The 18,161-nt window shown below is 60.6% G+C and carries 20 protein-coding genes; 11 read left to right on the forward strand and 9 right to left on the reverse strand.

Features of this window, described 5'->3' with window-relative positions:
• Positions 1-113 precede the first annotated feature (113 nt).
• The 4 genes from rfbB (at position 114) to rfbD (ending at position 3,663) form a co-directional block, all read left to right on the forward strand.
• On the forward strand, positions 114-1,169 hold the full coding sequence (gene rfbB / locus DTJ15_RS07820; RefSeq protein ID WP_043559038.1) for a dTDP-glucose 4,6-dehydratase: 1,056 nt from the start codon (positions 114-116) through the stop codon (positions 1,167-1,169).
• A complete protein-coding gene (gene rfbA / locus DTJ15_RS07825; RefSeq protein ID WP_227449732.1) occupies positions 1,166-2,089 on the forward strand; it encodes a glucose-1-phosphate thymidylyltransferase RfbA in 924 nt (307 codons plus the stop codon). The genes rfbB and rfbA overlap by 4 nt, the downstream gene beginning before the upstream one ends.
• A 77-nt stretch (positions 2,090-2,166) precedes the next feature.
• Positions 2,167-2,727, forward strand: coding sequence for a dTDP-4-dehydrorhamnose 3,5-epimerase (rfbC, locus tag DTJ15_RS07830; RefSeq protein ID WP_081562405.1), 561 nt, complete (start codon positions 2,167-2,169; stop codon positions 2,725-2,727).
• A 45-nt stretch (positions 2,728-2,772) separates the two neighbouring features.
• Complete coding sequence (gene rfbD, locus DTJ15_RS07835; protein ID WP_154981055.1) at positions 2,773-3,663, forward strand: dTDP-4-dehydrorhamnose reductase; 891 nt, start codon at positions 2,773-2,775, stop codon at positions 3,661-3,663.
• Positions 3,664-3,742: 79 nt separating this feature from the next.
• On the opposite strand, the gene DTJ15_RS07840 is transcribed toward rfbD, so the two are convergent.
• The 6 genes from DTJ15_RS07840 to pqqA all read right to left on the reverse strand — a co-directional run bounded on the left by DTJ15_RS07840 (position 3,743) and on the right by pqqA (position 8,060).
• A complete protein-coding gene (locus DTJ15_RS07840) occupies positions 3,743-4,540 on the reverse strand; it encodes a polyprenol monophosphomannose synthase (RefSeq protein ID WP_249109783.1) in 798 nt (265 codons plus the stop codon).
• A 167-nt stretch (positions 4,541-4,707) separates the two neighbouring features.
• On the reverse strand, positions 4,708-5,814 hold the full coding sequence (gene pqqE, locus DTJ15_RS07845; RefSeq protein ID WP_081563322.1) for a pyrroloquinoline quinone biosynthesis protein PqqE: 1,107 nt from the start codon (positions 5,812-5,814) through the stop codon (positions 4,708-4,710).
• 20 nt (positions 5,815-5,834) lie between these two features.
• A complete protein-coding gene (pqqD, locus tag DTJ15_RS07850; RefSeq protein WP_081562403.1) occupies positions 5,835-6,137 on the reverse strand; it encodes a pyrroloquinoline quinone biosynthesis peptide chaperone PqqD in 303 nt (100 codons plus the stop codon).
• A 29-nt stretch (positions 6,138-6,166) separates the two neighbouring features.
• Complete coding sequence (gene pqqC, locus DTJ15_RS07855; RefSeq protein ID WP_043559033.1) at positions 6,167-6,898, reverse strand: pyrroloquinoline-quinone synthase PqqC; 732 nt, start codon at positions 6,896-6,898, stop codon at positions 6,167-6,169.
• Entirely contained in the window at positions 6,895-7,812 is a 918-nt protein-coding gene (pqqB, locus tag DTJ15_RS07860; protein ID WP_043559430.1) for a pyrroloquinoline quinone biosynthesis protein PqqB, read from the reverse strand. The genes pqqC and pqqB overlap by 4 nt, the downstream gene beginning before the upstream one ends.
• Before the next feature lie 167 nt (positions 7,813-7,979).
• Complete coding sequence (pqqA, locus tag DTJ15_RS07865; RefSeq protein ID WP_043559425.1) at positions 7,980-8,060, reverse strand: pyrroloquinoline quinone precursor peptide PqqA; 81 nt, start codon at positions 8,058-8,060, stop codon at positions 7,980-7,982.
• Between the two features lie 256 nt (positions 8,061-8,316).
• Here pqqA and gmk point away from each other — a divergent pair, with 256 nt between their 5' ends.
• From gmk to hisD, 3 genes are read left to right on the forward strand one after another with little or no spacing between them, the layout of a single operon-like run.
• Positions 8,317-8,940: a guanylate kinase gene (gene gmk / locus DTJ15_RS07870; protein ID WP_043559423.1), complete on the forward strand. Its 624-nt coding sequence runs from the start codon at positions 8,317-8,319 to the stop codon at positions 8,938-8,940.
• A 49-nt stretch (positions 8,941-8,989) separates the two neighbouring features.
• On the forward strand, positions 8,990-9,682 hold the full coding sequence (hisG, locus tag DTJ15_RS07875) for an ATP phosphoribosyltransferase (protein WP_043559032.1): 693 nt from the start codon (positions 8,990-8,992) through the stop codon (positions 9,680-9,682).
• Positions 9,682-10,974 (forward strand): histidinol dehydrogenase, encoded by a 1,293-nt coding sequence (gene hisD, locus DTJ15_RS07880; RefSeq protein ID WP_249109785.1) that lies wholly within the window; start codon positions 9,682-9,684, stop codon positions 10,972-10,974. Before hisG ends, hisD begins: the two co-directional genes overlap by 1 nt.
• Before the next feature lie 82 nt (positions 10,975-11,056).
• Here hisD and DTJ15_RS07885 read toward each other — a convergent pair whose 3' ends face one another.
• On the reverse strand, positions 11,057-11,833 hold the full coding sequence (locus DTJ15_RS07885; protein ID WP_086431577.1) for an alpha/beta fold hydrolase: 777 nt from the start codon (positions 11,831-11,833) through the stop codon (positions 11,057-11,059).
• Between the two features lie 235 nt (positions 11,834-12,068).
• Between DTJ15_RS07885 and DTJ15_RS07890 the strand changes: the two genes are divergently transcribed.
• From DTJ15_RS07890 to DTJ15_RS07905, 4 genes are all read left to right on the forward strand, one after another.
• The gene (locus DTJ15_RS07890) at positions 12,069-13,358 is read left to right on the forward strand and encodes an O-acetylhomoserine aminocarboxypropyltransferase/cysteine synthase family protein (protein WP_249109787.1); all 1,290 of its coding nucleotides are present in this window, start codon (positions 12,069-12,071) and stop codon (positions 13,356-13,358) included.
• Between the two features lie 97 nt (positions 13,359-13,455).
• The gene (locus tag DTJ15_RS07895; protein WP_086431576.1) at positions 13,456-13,926 is read left to right on the forward strand and encodes a RidA family protein; all 471 of its coding nucleotides are present in this window, start codon (positions 13,456-13,458) and stop codon (positions 13,924-13,926) included.
• Positions 13,927-14,095: 169 nt separating this feature from the next.
• The gene (locus tag DTJ15_RS07900; protein ID WP_043559024.1) at positions 14,096-14,344 is read left to right on the forward strand and encodes a DUF3297 family protein; all 249 of its coding nucleotides are present in this window, start codon (positions 14,096-14,098) and stop codon (positions 14,342-14,344) included.
• Between the two features lie 56 nt (positions 14,345-14,400).
• On the forward strand, positions 14,401-15,690 hold the full coding sequence (locus tag DTJ15_RS07905) for an Nramp family divalent metal transporter (RefSeq protein WP_081563321.1): 1,290 nt from the start codon (positions 14,401-14,403) through the stop codon (positions 15,688-15,690).
• A 6-nt stretch (positions 15,691-15,696) separates the two neighbouring features.
• On the opposite strand, the gene DTJ15_RS07910 is transcribed toward DTJ15_RS07905, so the two are convergent.
• Both DTJ15_RS07910 and DTJ15_RS07915 read right to left on the reverse strand, forming a co-directional pair.
• On the reverse strand, positions 15,697-16,191 hold the full coding sequence (locus tag DTJ15_RS07910) for a flavin reductase (RefSeq protein WP_043559022.1): 495 nt from the start codon (positions 16,189-16,191) through the stop codon (positions 15,697-15,699).
• A gap of 162 nt (positions 16,192-16,353) precedes the next feature.
• On the reverse strand, positions 16,354-18,072 hold the full coding sequence (locus DTJ15_RS07915; protein ID WP_081562396.1) for an alginate export family protein: 1,719 nt from the start codon (positions 18,070-18,072) through the stop codon (positions 16,354-16,356).
• Positions 18,073-18,161: the final 89 nt, after the last annotated feature.

Genomic DNA, 18,161 nt, shown 5'->3' on the forward strand with positions numbered 1-18,161 from the left:
ACCGTTTTTTTGCCTGATATGTTTATTATGAACAGAGGGTAGCGGGAATATTGTCGGCAGTGGGGGGCTTTTGGGTAAAGTTCCCCCGACAGATTGATGGATGAGGAGGCATGATGAGGGTTGCGGTAACAGGTGGATGCGGCTTCATAGGGTCCGCTGTCGTGCGGCACCTCATGGAGGGGACCAGCCATCAGGTTCTCAATGTGGACTGCATGACCTATGCAGCCTCCGAGGAGACGGTGGCTGCCGTGGCGTCCGATCCACGCTACCGTCATGTGCGTATTTCCATCAATGACCAGCCAGCCGTGGAGAAGGCTCTGGCAGAGTTCCAGCCGGATGCCATCATGCATCTGGCAGCAGAGAGCCATGTTGACCGCTCCATCGAGGGGCCGGGTGCCTTCATTCAGACCAACATCGTGGGGACGTATTGTCTGCTGGATGTAGCCCGCCGGTACTGGATGGGGCTGGATGGGGCGAAGAAGGCTGGATTCCGGTTTCTTCACATCTCGACGGACGAGGTTTTCGGTCATCTGTCACCGGAGGATCCTCCTTTTACGGAGGAGACGGCCTACGATCCCCGCAGCCCGTATTCGGCCAGCAAGGCGGCTTCCGACCATCTGGTGCGGGCCTGGTACCATACCTATGGTTTTCCGGCCTTCGTGACGAACACGACCAACAATTACGGGCCTTGGCATTTCCCGGAAAAACTGATCCCGCTCATGATCATCAATGCGCTGGAGGGCAAGCCCCTGCCTGTTTACGGCAAGGGCGAGAATCTGCGGGACTGGCTCTTTGTGGAGGATCACGCCAGGGCACTGGTCCGGGCTGTGGAGCATGGCAGACCGGGTGAGACTTACGCCATCGGGGCCAGGCAGCCCCGTAGCAATCTGGAGGTTGTGCGCAGGATATGCGCCCTGCTGGATGAGCTGGAGCCGGACCCGGCCGGCCCGAGGGAGCGGCTGATCACTTTTGTCAGTGACAGGCCGGGGCATGACTTCCGGTATGAGATTGATCCCAGCCATGCCGAGCGCTGTCTCGACTGGGAGGCGGAGCACGATTTCGAGACAGGCCTGCGCAGGACTGTCCAGTGGTATCTGGATAACAGGGCATGGTGGCAGCGCCTGCGCCGCCAGCGGTACGATGGCCGGAGACTGGGAGCTGAGGCATGACGGGTATGCTGAAAGAAACGACTGACCAACCGCCAACAAAGGGTATCCTGCTGTCCGGTGGGTCCGGGACGCGCCTGTACCCGATGACGCTGGCTGTCTCCAAGCAGCTTCTGCCTGTCTATGACAAGCCGATGATCTATTATCCGCTGACGACCCTGATCCTGGCAGGGATACGGGATATCATGATCATCACCACGCCGGATGATCAGGCGCAGTTCCAGCGTCTGCTGGGCACGGGTGAGCAGTTTGGCGTGACTTTCACCTATCGTGTCCAGCCGAAGCCGGAGGGGATTGCACAGGCTTTTCATATTGCCGAAGACTGGATCAATGGTGCGCCTTGTGCCCTGATTCTGGGGGACAACCTCATTTTTGCTGATGGGCTGCGACATATGTTGCGGGATGCCACACAGCGGTCTCATGGTGCGACGGTATTCGCCTATCAGGTGCGGGACCCGGAGCGTTATGGCGTTGTGGCATTTGATGAGGCTGGGCGGGCGCTTGATATTATTGAAAAACCGGTCACACCTCCCTCCCAGTGGGCGGTGACAGGGCTGTATTTCTATGATGGGCGGGTGTGCGACTTTGCCCGTCGGGTGCGTCCCAGTGATCGTGGTGAACTGGAGATCACGGATCTGAACCGCATCTATCTGGAGGAAGGAACGCTGGAGGTGGACCGGCTGGCCCGTGGGTGTGCGTGGCTGGATGCTGGAACACCGGACAGCCTGATGCAGGCCGGTACGTTCGTGCAGGCCATCCAGTCCCGGCAGGGGCTGCTGGTTGGTTCACCAACGGAGGCAGCCTATCGCATGGGATTCATCTCCCATGCGCAGCTTCTGGAGACAGGCACCAGGATGAAGAAAACGCCGCTTGGGCAGATGCTGCTTTATGTGGCAGCAGAGAGTGGGCCGGTAGTGGTGTGAGGCTGCCTGCCCCGGTTCTGCCCGTCCGGGAGGCTCCTGTATCGGGCCATGAAACAGAGAGATGAGGAGATGACGAGATGAAGGTTGAGGCACTGTCCCTGCCCGGCATCGTGAAGGTGACGCCGGCCCGTTTTGGGGATAATCGAGGGTTCTTCTCCGAGACATACAATCAGAAGAGCATGGCTGCGGCTGGCATTCCTGATACGTTCGTGCAGGACAACCAGAGTCTGTCCCGTCAGAAGGGTGTGGTGCGTGGGCTGCACTGCCAGCTGGCCCCTCATGGGCAAGGCAAGCTGGTGCGGGTGACACGGGGGGCCATCTGGGACGTGGCGGTAGATGCACGCACTGGCTCACCGACTTACGGCCAGTGGGTCGGTGTTGAACTGTCGGCTGAAAACTGGTCCCAGCTCTGGCTGCCTGTCGGGTTCCTGCATGGTTTTGTCACGTTGGAGGAAAATACCGAGGTGCAGTACAAATGCACCGGTTTTTATGACAAGGCATCCGAGCGGTCCGTGCGCTGGGATTGCAGCCAGATCGGGATCGACTGGCCGGTGGCCCCGGGGGAGGCTGTTCTCTCGGAGAAAGACCTGGAAGCCCCTTCCTTCGAGGCTGCCAAGGGGTGGTTCGAGTACCGGTGAGTCCCGTGCGGGCTACGTGTTTTCTGGCATGAAAGGGTCTTCATCATGACGAAGCCTTCCATTCTTGTGATCGGCCGGACAGGCCAGCTTGCCACATCCTTGAGAGATCAGGGTGGGGAGCATGTCGTGACCGTTGGCCGCCCGGAGGTGGATTTTGCAGCCCCGGAGACATTGGCTGCGGCCATTGAGACATACCAGCCTGATATTATTGTCAATGCGGCGGCCTGGACGGCGGTCGATCTGGCTGAAACGGAACAGGAAGGGGCCCGGCAGGGCAACCATGCTGGCCCGGCCCGTCTGGCTGAGGAGGCTGCCCGCCGGGGGATTCCGTTCATTCACGTCTCGACGGATTATGTCTTTGATGGCCGGAAGGGAACGCCCTATCTGGAGAGTGATCCGATCAATCCTGTCACGGTTTATGGACGGACCAAGGCTGATGGGGAGACGGCTGTTCTGAAAGCGCAGCCCCAGAGCATCATCCTGCGGACGGCATGGGTCTACTCCGCTCATGGCAAGAATTTCGTCAAGACGATGCTGAATGCGGGGGCAAAGAATCCCCACCTGCGTGTGGTGGGGGATCAGCGGGGAAACCCGACCTCGTCCGATGATCTGGCCGCTGTGATTCTGGGCATCATCGGGACGATCAGACAGACAGGCTGGCAGGATTCCTATGCTGGTATTTATCATGCCACGGGCGCTGGTGAGGCCACATGGCATGAGCTTGCCTGCCACGCTCTGGAGGAAGCCGCCCGTCATGGCCAGCCCATGCCGAAGGTAGAGGCCATCACTACGGCAGACTGGCCCACACCGGCGGCCCGCCCGGCGGATTCCCGCCTGGACAATGGGAGGCTGGAGCGTGTTTTCGGGCAGAAAATGCCAGACTGGCGTGACAGTGTGGCCCGGACAGTCAGAACCCTGCTGAAGCCTGAGGCCTGAAGAGGCCCTGCCGAAGGGGATGAAAAAAGGCCGTTCCCAATGGGGCGGCCTTTTTTCATATCAGCGGTGGCGCTGTGAATCAGGCTGATCGTTTGCGGGACAGCAGGCGCCATCCAGCCCAGAAGAGCCCGGCACCCGCAAGAGCTGTCGTGCCATAGGTCAGCCGGGGGCGACGGCGGAAGCTGTGTTTGGTCAGCATCCGTGCAAAGGAGAGCATGACGCCAGAATCCAGCTTGCTTGCCCCATGGGCCCTGTCCCGGAAATTCATGGGAATTTCCTGAACCCGCAGAGGTTCAGGCCGGGCGATCATGATGTCCAGAAGGATTTTGAAGCCCGTGCCATCCAGCCGGGGGGCACGGTCCATGAAGACGGAACGCCGCATGGCAAAAAAGCCGCTCATCGGGTCTGTCAGGGGGACATTGAGAAGCTGGCGGGCTGTCCAGATGCCGGTGTTGGAGAGAAAGCGGCGCCAGACGCTGGAAAGCCCCTCATTGCTGCCACCCGTGATGTGCCGGCTGGCAACGGCGATATCTGCCCGACCATCCCGCAGGGCGGCAATCATGTGGGGCAGACAGCCTTCATCATGCTGGAGATCGCCGTCCATGACAGCAATCAGGGGAGCAGACACGCTGAGGGCCCCTTCAATCACGGCGGAGGACAGCCCTCGCCGACCAATACGCAGCAGCCCCCGCACGTAGGGTTTCTTCTGGGCCAGCTGGCGGACAGCTTCCATCGTGCCATCGGGGGAGTTGTCATCCACGAAGACAACCTCCCATGTCATGCCACTCAGGACGGTCTCCAGAGCATCCACGACGGGGACAACGTTCTCGACCTCATTGTAGCATGGGATGATGATGCTGATCTCAGGGGCGGTCATAGCAGATTCCATGTGAGGGGGATGTCCACTAATAAGGGGGATGACAGGTGAGCGCAAGGTAATGACCCTGCCCGTGCGGGATGCCATAATATCTTGTTAATGGAACTGCTTCCCATTATTTCAGATGTGTAAATGAAGTTCTGGTGCTTCTGGAGACAGGGGGCTGTTCAGAAAGTCTTTTGGCCCATACGACGATAGATGAACGCCTGTTCGTCAGTCTGTTCTGCTTCTGCAATGGCGTCATCAATCAGGTGGCGATGGGGAGAGAGGGAGCAGACAGGGTCGGTCTGGGAGGCATCTCCGAGCAGGGCCAGTGCCTGGCAGCGGCATCCGCCCCAGTCAATTTCCTTGCGGGCGCAGGAGGCACAGGGCTCCGGCATCCAGTCAGTTCCCCGGAAGAGGGTGAAAGCCTGTGAGTGGTACCAGATATGGCTGAGTGAATGATCCCGCACATTGTCGAAGTGCAGGGAGGGGATTGTTTCCGCTGCATGGCAGGGCAGGACATGGCCGGAGGGTGAGACGTTGAGAAAGCGTTGCCCCCAGCCCCCCATGCAGGGTTTGGGGCGTTCGGCGTAATAATCTGGCGTGACATAATCAATGGCCAGCCCGCCTTTTGCCATTTCGGCCTCGACATGGCGGCCCGCCTCTTCCAGCTGTGTGCGGGATGGTAGCAGGGCTGCCCGGTTTTTCAGGGCCCAGCCATAATACTGGGTATGGGCCATCTCGACACGCTGGGCATCAAGCTGGCGGGCGAGAGCAAACATGGCGGGAATGCGGGAAATGTTGGCCTTCTGCAGTACGAAGTTCAGCGTCAGGGGGATGCCGGCCTGCGTGATGAGGCGGGCTGCCTCCAGCTTGCGGGGCTGGACGCTTTTAAAATCGCTCAGCCGGTCCGCTTCCGGTCCATCGGTATCCTGAAAGGAGAGCTGCACATGGTCCAGCCCGCTTTCATCAAGCCGTTTCATGGTTTCAGGTGTGATGAGAACACCAGACGTGATCAGGTTGGTATAGAGGTTCAGCCTGTGGGCATGGGAGATGAGGGTGTAGAGGTCCGGGCGGGCCATGGGCTCCCCGCCAGAGAAATGGACCTGAAGGACGCCCATTCCGGCTGCCTCCTCCAGCACACGCAGCCAGTCTTCCGTGCCAAGTTCCTGTGCCTTGCGCTCCAGCTCCACAGGGTTGGAACAGTAGGGGCAGGAGAGCGGGCAGCGGTGTGTCAGCTCGGCCAGCAGGCTCATGGGAGCCGGGGGAGGCGTGGAGGTTCCGTCTGTCATGGGGCTGTCTGGTGTCCCGCTCACAGCCGGAGAATCCTCTTCTCCGTCAGCTCGGAGAGCAGGGCGAGCACATCCGTGGCAATCTGTTCCCTGGGGGCCTCGTAGCGTGCTGCCAGCCGGTCGATGACCGTACCGAGACGGGTCTGTCCATCCAGCTCCTGGAGGATGGCAACAGCAATGGGGTCTGCCAGCAGGGCCCGCTCGGGGGCCTGGATCACCCATTGCTCCCGCACCCTGTCATGCTGGAGGCGGTAACCCCGGCTGAAACCGGGACAGTCATCTTCAGTCACTCTGACAGGTGGCGTGGGCAATGGGGAGGACATGGACAGCTTTCAGACGGGCAGGAGAGGAATCAGGGTGTTTCAGGGACGAACGCACCGGGCGGAACATGGCCTTCCACATAGGCATGGTCCAGAGCATCAAGCAGCTGCCAGAGGATGGCGCATTTGAACTCCAGTGCACCGAGGACCTCCCGCTGCTGCTCCGGCGTGCGGGCATGTTCCTTGACGTAATTCAGCGCAAAGGTGGAATCCTGCGGGGCCTGTGTCAGGCGGGGTTTGAAGTAGGCCAGCGTATCTTCTGAGATGTAGGGATAGTTGCGGAGCATCCCCTCCATGCGTTCCCCGATGATGGTCGGTGAGAAGAGTTCTGTCAGGGAGGAGGCAATGGCCGCCAGGATGGAGCGGTCCCGCACGAAGGCCACGTAGGCATCCACGGCAAACAGCGTGGCAGGCAGCAGGCCCTTCAGGCTCGTCACATAGTCATCATCAAGCCCCAGGCCGTTGGTCAGCTTCAGCCAGCGGGCAATGCCGCCGGGGCTTTCGGCCGTACCGTCATGGTCTTCAATCCGGCGGCGCCATTCACGGCGCAGCTCTGTCGTGGGCAGGCGGGCGAGCAGGGTGGCATCCTTCCGGGGGATCTGGGCCTGATAATAATAGCGGTTCAGGGCCCATGCCTGTAGCTGACCCTTGGTCAGCCTGCCTTCATACATGGCTTTGTGAAGCGGGTGCTGGCGGTGATAGCGCTCCGCCCCGATAGCACGGAGGCGGGCTTCCAGCTCGTCAGGAGAAAGGAGAGTGTTCATGACGGTCCCTCGGTCTTGAGTCTCATCCCGTCTTCACCAATGACCCAGCCCGCCTGCTCGGCTGCCTGACGCTGGGGGCTGTCTTCCAGGAGGACAGGATTGGAATTGTTGATATGGACGAAGAATTTCTTCGGCCTTGTACAGGCAGCAAACTGTCGGAGCGGGCCGTCTGTTTCATTCATGGAGACATGCCCCATGCGGTGCCCGCTCTTGGGGCTGAGGCCCGTGCGGATCATCTCGTCATCCTGCCAGAGCGTCCCGTCAAAAAAGAGCAGGTCAGCCCGGCTGGCACGGTCCTTCAGGGCCTGCGTGATCTCGGCACAGCCGGGGACGAAGAGCATGGTCTTTTGTCCATCGGAGATGGAGAGACCCAGCGTGTCGTCAGGCTTTGTGCCTTCCGCCTCGGCATAAAGGGGCGCCTTGCCGGGAACGGTGAAAACTTCCAGCACAAGGCCAGATGGGGCTCCGTTTTTCAGGAGAAGTGGCACCGTTGTGCCTTCCGAAAGGGCGATGCGGGGAATGATGCTGCGGTCCAGCGCCTCAAAAATGGGATTGCGGTCCAGCTGGGCCAGGGTAGACGGGCTGCCCATCAGAGTGAAGGGTTCTCGTTCCCGCAGGGTCAGCAGGCCGGTAATCGCATCAATTTCCGCCCCTGCAAGAATGACCCCCTGGATCGGCGTCCCACGGGTACTGCCATGCTGCTGGAGGGCCGGGGTGGCGAGAATCTGCTGGCGCAGGTCCGGTGAGGCATTGAGCAGGAACCAGTGAACCCCATCACCGCTGACGGCCAGAGAGGCCTGCGTGCGAGGCTTGGCTTTTCTGCCCTCACGGGCCTGAAGGCAGCCCGGTGCAGCGGAGTTCCATTGCGGGAAACCGCCACCGGCACCGGCGCCCAGAATAATGACATCAAGCACGACAGAGACCACCTTTCCCCAGCAGTGCAGCAGCTGGTTGTGTCCGTGTTATGCACCTGCGACGCTCTCAGGCTACGGACCTGCCCCGCCGATCCATCAGGTGCGGAAACAGGGAGGTCAGGCATGTCTGCCAACACCTCCCTGTCACGCATATGCCCGTGCGGAGATTACTTCTTCTCGCCGCAGACATAGGAGTTGATTTCGCCGCCCAGAGGGATCTCGGTTACTTTCGGTGTGTTCCATGCCATGATGGGACTCCTTTTTTATGGTCAATACAGGCCGTGTCCCGGACAGGAAACGAACCTGCCAAGGCAGGATAGAGCAGAAACAGCCGGAAATGCCAGAAGAAACATGAGAGGCAGCCCGGGCCTGACGGTATTCCGGCCATGCGGTGGGGTGACAGCGGGCCTCTGCTGGCAAAGGAGGTGTTTTTCTGGCAGGAACGGAGGCCGTGGATGGGCAGGCCATCCAGACGGCAGAACAGGGAAGCAGATGAGGCAGGGTATGGTTGAGCAGTCACGACGGGGCGTGTGTCTGGTAATTTCGGCACCATCAGGGGCGGGCAAATCCACCATAGCGCAGGCTCTCCGCAAGGCTGACCCGACCATCTTCACGTCCGTGTCCGTCACGACCCGCTCCCCCCGCCCCGGTGAGGAAGAGGGCGTTCATTATTACTTCCGTGATCTGGAAACATTCCGCCACATGGCGGCCAATGGTGAGCTGCTGGAGTGGGCAGAGGTATTCGGCCGTGGGTACGGCACTCCCCGTGCGCCGCTGGAGGAAGCTCTTGCCGCTGGGCGTGACGTGATTCTGGACATTGACTGGCAGGGCTGCCGCCTGATGCGCCGGGCCATGCCGGATGATGTGGTGGGGCTGTTCGTCCTGCCTCCCTCGCTGGAAGAGCTGGAGTCCCGCCTGCGTGGGCGGAACTCGGACAGTGAGGAGGAAATCGCCTCCCGCATGAAGGCCGCCATGAGCGAGATTTCGCACTGGCCGGAGTTTGACTACGTTCTGGTCAATGATGATCTGGACCGGGCTGTGGAAGAGGCACGGGCCGTGCTGTCGGCCAGCCGTCTGGCCCGTGCCCGCCGCCGGGATGTTGCCGCCCTCTGGCCAGTAGCGGGCTGAAAGCGGCTCTGATAAGCTGGCCCCGTATGTTGCAAGCAGGAGCTTACTGATGACTGATATGCAGGCGAAGACGCCGCTTATTCTGGCCCTCCCCAAGGGGCGGATCCTCAAGGCCCTACGTCCTGTCCTGCATCATACGGGGTTTGAACCGGCGCAGGACTGTCTCGATGAGAGCAGCCGCCGCCTCCGTTTTCCCACGTCCGAGCCGGGGCTGGATGTCGTGCGGGTCCGGTCCTTCGATGTGGCAACCTTCGTGGCCTATGGTGGGGCTGATATTGGTGTCTGCGGGGCGGATGTCCTGATGGAGTTCGATTATCCCGATCTCTATGCACCGCTGGACCTTGGCATTGGCGGGTGCCGCATCGCTGTGGCCCGCCCGAAGGGAAGCGGGGATGAAGAGCCGCCGGAAGGACGGTCCCGGCTGCGGGTGGCGACCAAATATCCGGCCATTGCCCGCCGCCATTTCGCTTCCCGCGCCATCAATGCCGAGATCGTGCATCTGCATGGGGCGATGGAGCTGGCCCCGGCGCTGGATATGGCCGACGTGATCGTGGACCTTGTGGATACAGGCTCCACCCTGCGGGCCAACGGGCTGGAAGAGGTGGAAACCATCGCCCATGTGACCAGCCGCCTGATCGTGAACCGCATCGCCCTGAAAACCCGCCCCGAGGAAGTCGGCAGCCTGATCGAACGGTTCCGGTCTGCCGTTGCCCAGTCTGCCCGGAAGGGAGAGTCCATCTGATGAAACGCCTGAATACGACATCACCGCAGTTCGCAACGGAGCTGAAGGCCGTTCTGGCCCGCCGTGGTGAGCAGAGCGGCTCCGTGGCGGAGCCGGTACGGGCCATTCTGGCCGATGTGCAGAAACGGGGCGATGAAGCTCTCTGTGACTATACGGAGCGGTTCGACCGGCTGGCCCTGACCCCCGACCAGCTGCGCATCAGTGAGGCGGAGATCAGGGAGACGGCAGACCGTGTTGCCCCGGAGACGAAGGAGGCCCTTGCCCTGGCGGCAGAGCGCATCCGGGCGTTTCATGAGGCCCAGCTGCCCAGGGACCTCGAGTATACGGATGATGCCGGGCTGCGGCTGGGGATGCGCTGGACGGCACTGGATGCCGCCGGCCTCTACGTGCCCGGTGGCAAGGCGGCCTATCCGTCCTCCGTGCTGATGAACGCCCTTCCGGCTCATGTGGCTGGTGTCAGACGGCTGGCCATGTGCGTGCCGACACCGGATGGCGTGCTGAATCCGCTGGTCATGGAGGCGGCCCGGCTTTGTGGCGTGACGGAGATTTACCGCATTGGCGGGGCGCAGGCCGTGGGTGCCCTGGCCTATGGGACGCAGAGCATCGCCCCGGTGGACCGCATCGTGGGGCCGGGCAACGCCTTCGTGGCGGAAGCCAAGCGGCAGGTGTTCGGCCATGTGGGAATCGACAGTATTGCCGGTCCGTCCGAGGTCGTGGTGGTGGCGGATGGCAGCAATGATCCCCGTCTGGTAGCGATTGATCTTCTGGCACAGGCAGAACATGACGAGCAGGCGCAGTCCGTCCTGATCACGCAGGATGAAGCCTTTGCCGACAGGGTCATTGCGGCAGTGGAAGAAGAACTGAAAACACTCCCCCGGGCGAAGATCGCCCGCAGGAGCTGGGAGGATTGTGGGGCAGTCGTGATTGTCCGGTCGGAAGATGAGGCGGCCGAGGTGGTAAACGAATTTGCCCCTGAACATCTGGAGGTCCTGCTGGATGACCCGAGAGCCTTCAGCAGGAAGGTCCGTCATGCTGGGGCGATCTTCATGGGGCGGTTCTGCCCGGAGGCGGTCGGGGATTATGTCGGTGGTCCCAACCATGTCCTGCCGACCAGCCGCACAGCCCGTTTTGCCTCCGGTCTTTCCGTCTATGACTTCCTGAAGCGGACGACATCCATCGAGACGGATATGGAGGGGTTGAAGAAGGTCGGCCCCGCCGGTGTGATTCTTGCCCGGGAGGAAGGGCTGGACGCCCATGCCATGAGCCTGTCGGAACGTCTGAAGCAGGGGTGAGGCAGGAGACCCTGTCATGAAGAAAGGGCCGCCCCGGCATGGGAGCGGCCCTTTTTCGTTCCGGGCTGGAGGAAGGCCGTGCTCAGCCCCGCAGGAACTCCAGCATCAGGCTGTTGAAGCTGGTCGGGTCTTCCACATGCAGCCAGTGCCCGGTGTTGGGAATGGTCTTGATGTCCGCCTGGGGGAAGTAACTCCGGATGACATCATGATGCTGCGGCTTGATGTAGGGAGAGTTTCCGCCCCGGATGAATAGGGCCGGACCGTCCCATGTCTTGCCCTTGAAGACATCCGGCCAGGACTGGATGACGGGGAAGCTCGCGACGATGTCCGTCACGCCGATGTTCCACCGGGCCGGGTTGCCGGGCGTGATGTGCTGGGCGATCAGCTCGCCAACGGAAGGGTCTTCTGTCAGGTCATGAAGGAACTTGCGGATCTCGGCATGGCTGTTCAGGGCCGGGAGCGGCGTGTGGTACAGCTGCTGCGCCAGATCGTGCTGACCGTGGATCATGATGTCCGGGGCAATGTCCGCTACCAGAAGTTTCCTGAAGCGCTCCGGTGCCGTCAGCGCAGTGGCCATGGCCGTCTTGCCGCCCATGGAGTGCCCCACGATGTAGGCGTCTTCAATGCCCAGGGCATCCATGCTTTCCAGCACGTCCTTGGCCATTTCCGGGTAGGAAATGGGCGCATGGGGGCTGTCGCCATGGCATCGGAGATCAAACGCAACCGTGTTGAAATAGGGACTCAAGGCTCTCTGGAGAATGCCGAGGTTGCGGGCCCGCCCAAAAACCCCATGAAGCATGACAACTGTCGGTGCATTGTCCACACCCGTCTCATTGCGAACAAGGGAAGCAAGTTGCATGACTGTAACTCTTTAACGGACTGAAAAAACAGGAAGAAGCGCTGCTTATAGAGTCATTCTGGATAAAATCAATCCTATATTACCTATGAGAGCTATTGCAGTTTCTTCATTTCTGTAAAGAAATGGTTCTGGCAGGAGCTGCGGCAGAGAAGGCATGGAGCGCGGTGCTGGACGGACGGGGGCATTCTCGGGCACGGTGGAGCCGATGTCATGATGCACGCAAGGAGACGCTCCAATGGTCCGGAAGATACAGCACCCTGAAACACTGGCCCTTCATGCAGGCTGGCGGGCAGACCCGGTAACGGGATCGGTCGTGCCACCCATCCATCAGACAACATCCTATCAGTTCGAGAGCAGCCAGCAGGCTGCGGACCGTTTTGCGCTGAAGGATGTGGGCATGATCTATTCCCGCCTGACCAATCCGACCGTGGATGTGTTTGAAAAACGCATGGCGGCGCTGGAGGGAGGTGCGGCCTCCGTAGCTGTGGCGTCCGGCCAGGCGGCGGCAACCGTGGCGATACAGACACTGGCAGAAGCAGGGGACAATATTGTCAGCGGGACGGACCTGTATGGCGGAACATGGAATCTGTTTGCCCATACGCTGAAGAACATGGGAGTGGAGGTCCGTTTCGTGGACCCCTCTGACCCGGCTGCTTTTGAGGCGGCCAGCGATGAGCGGACACGGGCCTGGTATCTGGAAACCCTGCCGAATCCCAAGCTGGTTGTGCCGCCCATGGCGGCCATTGCCAAGGCAGGGCGGGCGCAGGGGATTCCGCTGATTGTGGATAATACCGCAGCCCCTCTGCTGGCCCGCCCGCTGGAGCAGGGGGCTGCCATTACGGTTTATTCGGCCACCAAATATATTGGCGGGCATGGGACATCCATTGGCGGGCTGATCATTGATGGTGGCCAGTTTGACTGGGGGCAGCGTCATCCACTGCTGACACGGCCTGACCCCAGCTATCATGGTGCCATCTGGACGGAGGCCGCCCGCCCGCTGGGGCCGGTGGCCTATGCGCTGCGGGCCCGGGCCGTGCTGCTGCGGGATGGCGGGGCGGCTCTGTCGCCTTTCAATGCGTTCCAGCTCATTCAGGGTGTGGAGACGTTGCCCCTGCGGATGCCCCGCCATTGCGAGAATGCGTTGAAGGTGGTGCAGTTCCTGCAGGCGCGTCGTGATGTGGAGCGTGTGATCCATCCTGCCGTGCAGGAGGGGAAGGCCCGCCAGCGGGCCGAAGCCGTCCTGAAAGGAGGACTGGGTGGACTTGTCGGATTCGAGCTGCCCGGTGGCCGGGAAGCGGGTCAGCGTTTCATTGATGCGCTGGAGCTTTTCTATCATGTGGCGAATATTGGGGATGCCCGGAGTCTGGCCATCCATCCGGCGTCCACCACACATGCACAGCTGAGCGAGGCGGAACAGAAGGCGGCTGGTGTATCGCCGGGCTATGTCCGTCTGTCTGTCGGGCTGGAACATCCCGAGGATATTCTGGCTGATCTGGCTCAGGCACTGGATCGTGCAGCGGGATGAAGGGTGTTTCCCGTCTCTTCCTCTTGGCAAGGCTTTCTTTACGGCGCAGTGTGACGGTCAGCCCATTCAATGAAGTGATGAACAGGAAAGGAAGATCATCATGTCCACACCAGAAAGCCGCCTTGCCGCACTGAACATCGAATTGCCCGTGGCGGCAGCCCCGGTTGCCAATTATCTGCCGGTCGTGCGGACGGGGAATCTGCTGGTCGTGTCGGGGCAGCTGCCGCTGGTGGATGGCAAGCTGCTGATTACCGGCAAACTGGGGGCCGAGGTCTCCAATCAGGCGGGGACGGCCTGTGCCCGGGCCTGTTTCATCAACATTCTGGCCCAGCTGAACACGGCCCTGAATGGTGATCTGTCCCGGGTGCGCCGTGTCGTGCGTCTTGGGGGCTTCATGGCCTGCACGCCGGACTTTACCGATCATGCTGCCGTGATGAACGGGGCGTCTGATCTGGCAGCGGAGGTTTTCGCCGGGGAAGTCGGGCAGCATGCCCGCTCCACCGTCGGGGTGCCCAGCCTGCCGCTGAATGCGCCGGTTGAGGTTGAAGCGATGTTTGAAGTCGTCTGATTGTCCGGTTGTCAGATATGAGGACGGGCCGTCCATCCCTGAGGGGGTGGCGGCCCGTATCACATTGGGGGGTTCTTTTTGGCTGGTTGCCTGTTATGGAGGAGGATCATCATCACCAGAAGCGTGCCGTGGTGGTGTGGCAATACTCTGTAAAAGGATGAATTGACGGATGAGTGATACAGTTCCTGATCGTCTCTCGATCTACCCGGACAGCCCGTACTTCAATGAGGAGATTCTGCTCCGTGGTATTGGGGTCCGCTTCAGGGGGGAAGAGAAGACCAATGTTGAGGAATATTGCATCAGTGAAGGCTGGATCCGCGTGTCCGTCGGGCGGACGCTGGACCGTCGTGGTCGGCCCATGACACTGAAACTGACTGGCCCGGTTGAGGTGTGGTTCAAGGACAAGGCCGATGCCTGAGCCAGGCAGGTGCGGATGACGGGAGGGGCGGAACCGTGAAAGAGGCTGATGCTGCCATGCCTGTGGGGGATGCCGGACACGGTGCCGTCACAGTGCCGGAAAGGGCGAGCTTCTGGTTCCGCCGGTTTCTGGCGTTCGTGGGGCCGGGCTACATGGTGGCCGTGGGGTACATGGACCCCGGCAACTGGGCGACCGACCTCCAGGGCGGGGCCCAGTTCGGTTATCGGCTGCTGTCCGTCATTCTGCTGGCCAACATCATGGCCGTCCTGCTTCAGGCCCTTGCCGCCCGGCTGGGGATCGTCACGGGGAAAGACCTTGCACAGGCCTGCCGGGACTGGCTGCCCCGGGGGCTGAGCCTGCCTCTCTGGTTGACCTGTGAACTGGCCATCATCGCCTGTGATCTGGCGGAGGTCATCGGCACGGCTGTGGCCCTGAATCTGCTGTTCGGCATCTCCATCATGGCCGGAACGCTGATTTCCGTGCTGGACGTGTTCATTGTCCTGCTGCTCATGCGGCGGGGCATGAGAGCGTTGGAAGCTTTCGTCATCACCCTGCTGGGGATCATTGCTGTCTGTTTTGGTGTGCAGCTTGTCGCAGCGGCCCCGCCTGTTGGAGCGGTGCTGAAAGGGTTTCTCCCCTCGTCAGAGGTTTTTACCAATCCGGGTATGCTCTATGTGGCCATAGGCATCATCGGGGCGACTGTCATGCCCCACAACCTTTATCTTCATTCTTCGCTGGTCAAAAGCCGTACCTATACCCGCACGGATGAAGGGCGGGAGGATGCGCTGCGCTGGGCTACATGGGACAGTACACTGGCCCTGACGCTTGCCCTCTTCATCAATGCAGCCATCCTGATCGTGGCAGCAGCGGCGTTCCATGGCACGGGGCATCAGGACGTGGCGGAGATCAGCGATGCGTGGAAGCTCCTCTCCCCTGTGCTGGGGTTCGGGCTGGCCTCCACACTGTTTGCCGTAGCCCTGCTTGCTGCGGGTACCAACTCCACCGTGACGGGGACGCTGGCCGGGCAGATTGTCATGGAAGGCTTCCTGCATCTTCGTCTGCCCTACTGGGCACGGCGTCTGCTGACCCGGGGGCTGGCTGTTCTGCCAGTCATTGTCGTGATCGCCATTTTCGGGCAGGGCAAGGTGGGTGACCTGCTGGTGTTCAGTCAGGTCGTGTTGTCCATGCAGCTGCCTTTCGCCATGGTTCCGCTGGTCTGGTTCGTGTCCAGCCGGAAGCATATGGGGCGATTCCATCTTTCCCCTCTTCTGGCTGTGCTGTCCTGGCTGGTTGTGCTGGTGATTGTCGGACTGAACATCAAGCTGCTGGGAGATGCCCTTTTCTGAAGCGTGTCAGCAGGGTGTGCATTTCGGGGGCAGATAATGGAAGCTGCGGTCGAACCATGTCAGACCGTGACCAGCCCCGTCTTTGACGGTGATGGTATGCACACGGCAGATCAGCACGTCATGTGTGCCGATGCTGTGGGTATCGTCTATCGTACAGTCGAGCGTGGCAAGGGCGCCATCCAGGAGAGGTGAGCCAAGCGGACCAGTCTGCCATGTTCCGTGACCGAAACGGTCTGTAGAAGAAAGGGTGCTGTTGGCGAAAGCGCAGGCAAGAGTGTCATGCCCCTTGCCGAGAATGCTGATGCCCAGCCTGCCATTTTCCAGAAAGGCCCTATGGGACTGGTTGCTGCGGTTCAGGCAGACCAGAACAGTGGGAGGCGTGTCCGTCACACTGGTAATGGCAGAGACAGTCAGCCCATGCCGGCCTGCTGGACCATCAGTCGTGACAAGAACGACAGGGGAGCCAAGGCGGCTCATGGCGTTGCGAAAGACAGCCTGCATGGCGGACCCTTCTGGTAGTGATAAAACAGGACCAATGAAGGACTAATTATGGACTCATTGTCACAGGGATGCAAATGCCATTCCCGAGAGGTGGGAACGCAGATCGCCCCTGCGTGGTATCACGGTAGGAGCGATCTGGGAAAGGGCGTGTGACGCCGGTGCTCAGTAGGTCAGTGTCAGGGAGGACTGATAGTAGGTTGCGTCGCGGGCACCAACCTGATGCATGGCATGGGAGGTGAGGAAGCGGACGACGTGGTGATCCCATGTCAGATGCGGGCCGAGGCGCAGGCTGGCGGCCATCTGCGGAGCAATGCCGACAAAGGAATCATGATTGTAGGAGTTGAACATGCCGGAGGTGAACTGCCGCTGGAAGATGTTGCGGCCATAGATGGAATAGGTGTCGTCCCCTGCACTGTAACGCCAGTAGATGGGCAGCTTCAGCTGGAAGGTCAGGTAGCTGGTGGGTGAGAAGCTGGCCTTGGGGGCGAAGTCGATCAGGTTCTGGCCGGTCAGGTAGTTGGTCGGGTCCAGATAGTTGGTGTTCACACCAAAGGGCTCGATGTAGGTGTTCACGCTGCCGGTCGTTCCACGGGCACCACCGCCGGAATAGGCATCACCCTGCACACCAATGGTCGGATGCCACATGACATGGCGGAAGTGGTAATCCACCGTACCGTTCATGGACCAGGCATTCACGTTGCGGTTCATGCGGTCATAATGGTTGGCCCTGTTGTAGGACTGGTAGAACGTGCCCTGCTGGTAGGCCCCGCCGAAAGAGAAGCTGATGGGACCGGCCTCACCATGCCAGCGCAGGCCGAAATTGTTGCGCTTCGTGTGGCCGAGGGCGGAGGCGTTGTACATCACGGTCTGCTGGGCAGGGCCGCCATTTATTTCATAACCGTAATAGAAAAGGTTGATGAAAGAATAGCCCTTCTCGCCGAGAAAGTGGAAATCAGGCGGAGCGATGGTGACATTGGCCCCGTACAGCCGTGTCTTGTAATCCAGCGTGTCGTGGAAGAGGGAATTGCCGCCACGGAAGCTGTCCGTATGGTTGTTTTTTGTGTTGATGAAGTAGAAGCCGTCAAAACGGACCCGGTTCCAGTGTTCATAGATGCGGAAACCATCCCAGCTGAGCGGCACGTTCAGCACGTCACGGTTGCCGATCATGTAATCCGGGGCATCCAGGAACTGCTGGCGACCGAAAATGAAGCCGCCATGCCCCCCCGCAGCCTTGCCGCTGAGTTCCACAAAAGCCTGTTGCAGGTCCAGGTTTTTGCGGAACGTACCGTCATAGCTGTATCCACGCCACCCGCCAGCATCGGCATTGATGAGCTGGCCGAAGAAGCGCACGTGCTGGCCGAGATGCAGGTCGGCACTCCAGAGGTTGCGGACGGCAAAGCGGCCTGAATTGAAGGGCCGTGCCTTCATGGAGGTGGTGGGGTCGATGGCCGCACCGAAAACGGGGCGTTTGTCATACCAGTTGTTGAGGCGTGTTTCCCCAGCAAGGCTGAGCCAGATGGACCCGCTGTCATTCAGCTTCATGTGTTTGTAGGAATCGAAGGGATCGCCCCTGTCGCAGATGCCTTTCCCGGGGGCACTGATGCTGTCCATCCCGGCGGGTGTGCCATACTGGGAGACCGGGCCGAAGCCCGTCTCGCTGCCATCGCCCCGTGCCCAGACGCCGTAGGGGTTGGGGGTGGTTTTTCCGTCATCCTTGGGGCAACCACCGGGAGCCGTGTGCATGATGCGGTCCAGAATGCTGCGCTGTTGTGGTGCATCCAGTGTGGAGGTTTCAGCATGAGCGGAGGAAAAAGCAGTGCCGAAACCTGTTGCCAGAAGTGTGGTACATAGGATGGTGCGGGAGAGGGAGAAATGTCTCATTGTCTTCTGTTAGGCTCGTCTGTGAATTGCTGAGCGGAAGAAGACGGGAAAAAATGCTCCTCAACATTGATTTAAGGCAAGAATGTGCA

This window comes from Parasaccharibacter sp. TMW 2.1891 (genome assembly GCF_023337675.1).
Classification (GTDB): domain Bacteria; phylum Pseudomonadota; class Alphaproteobacteria; order Acetobacterales; family Acetobacteraceae; genus Bombella; species Bombella apis.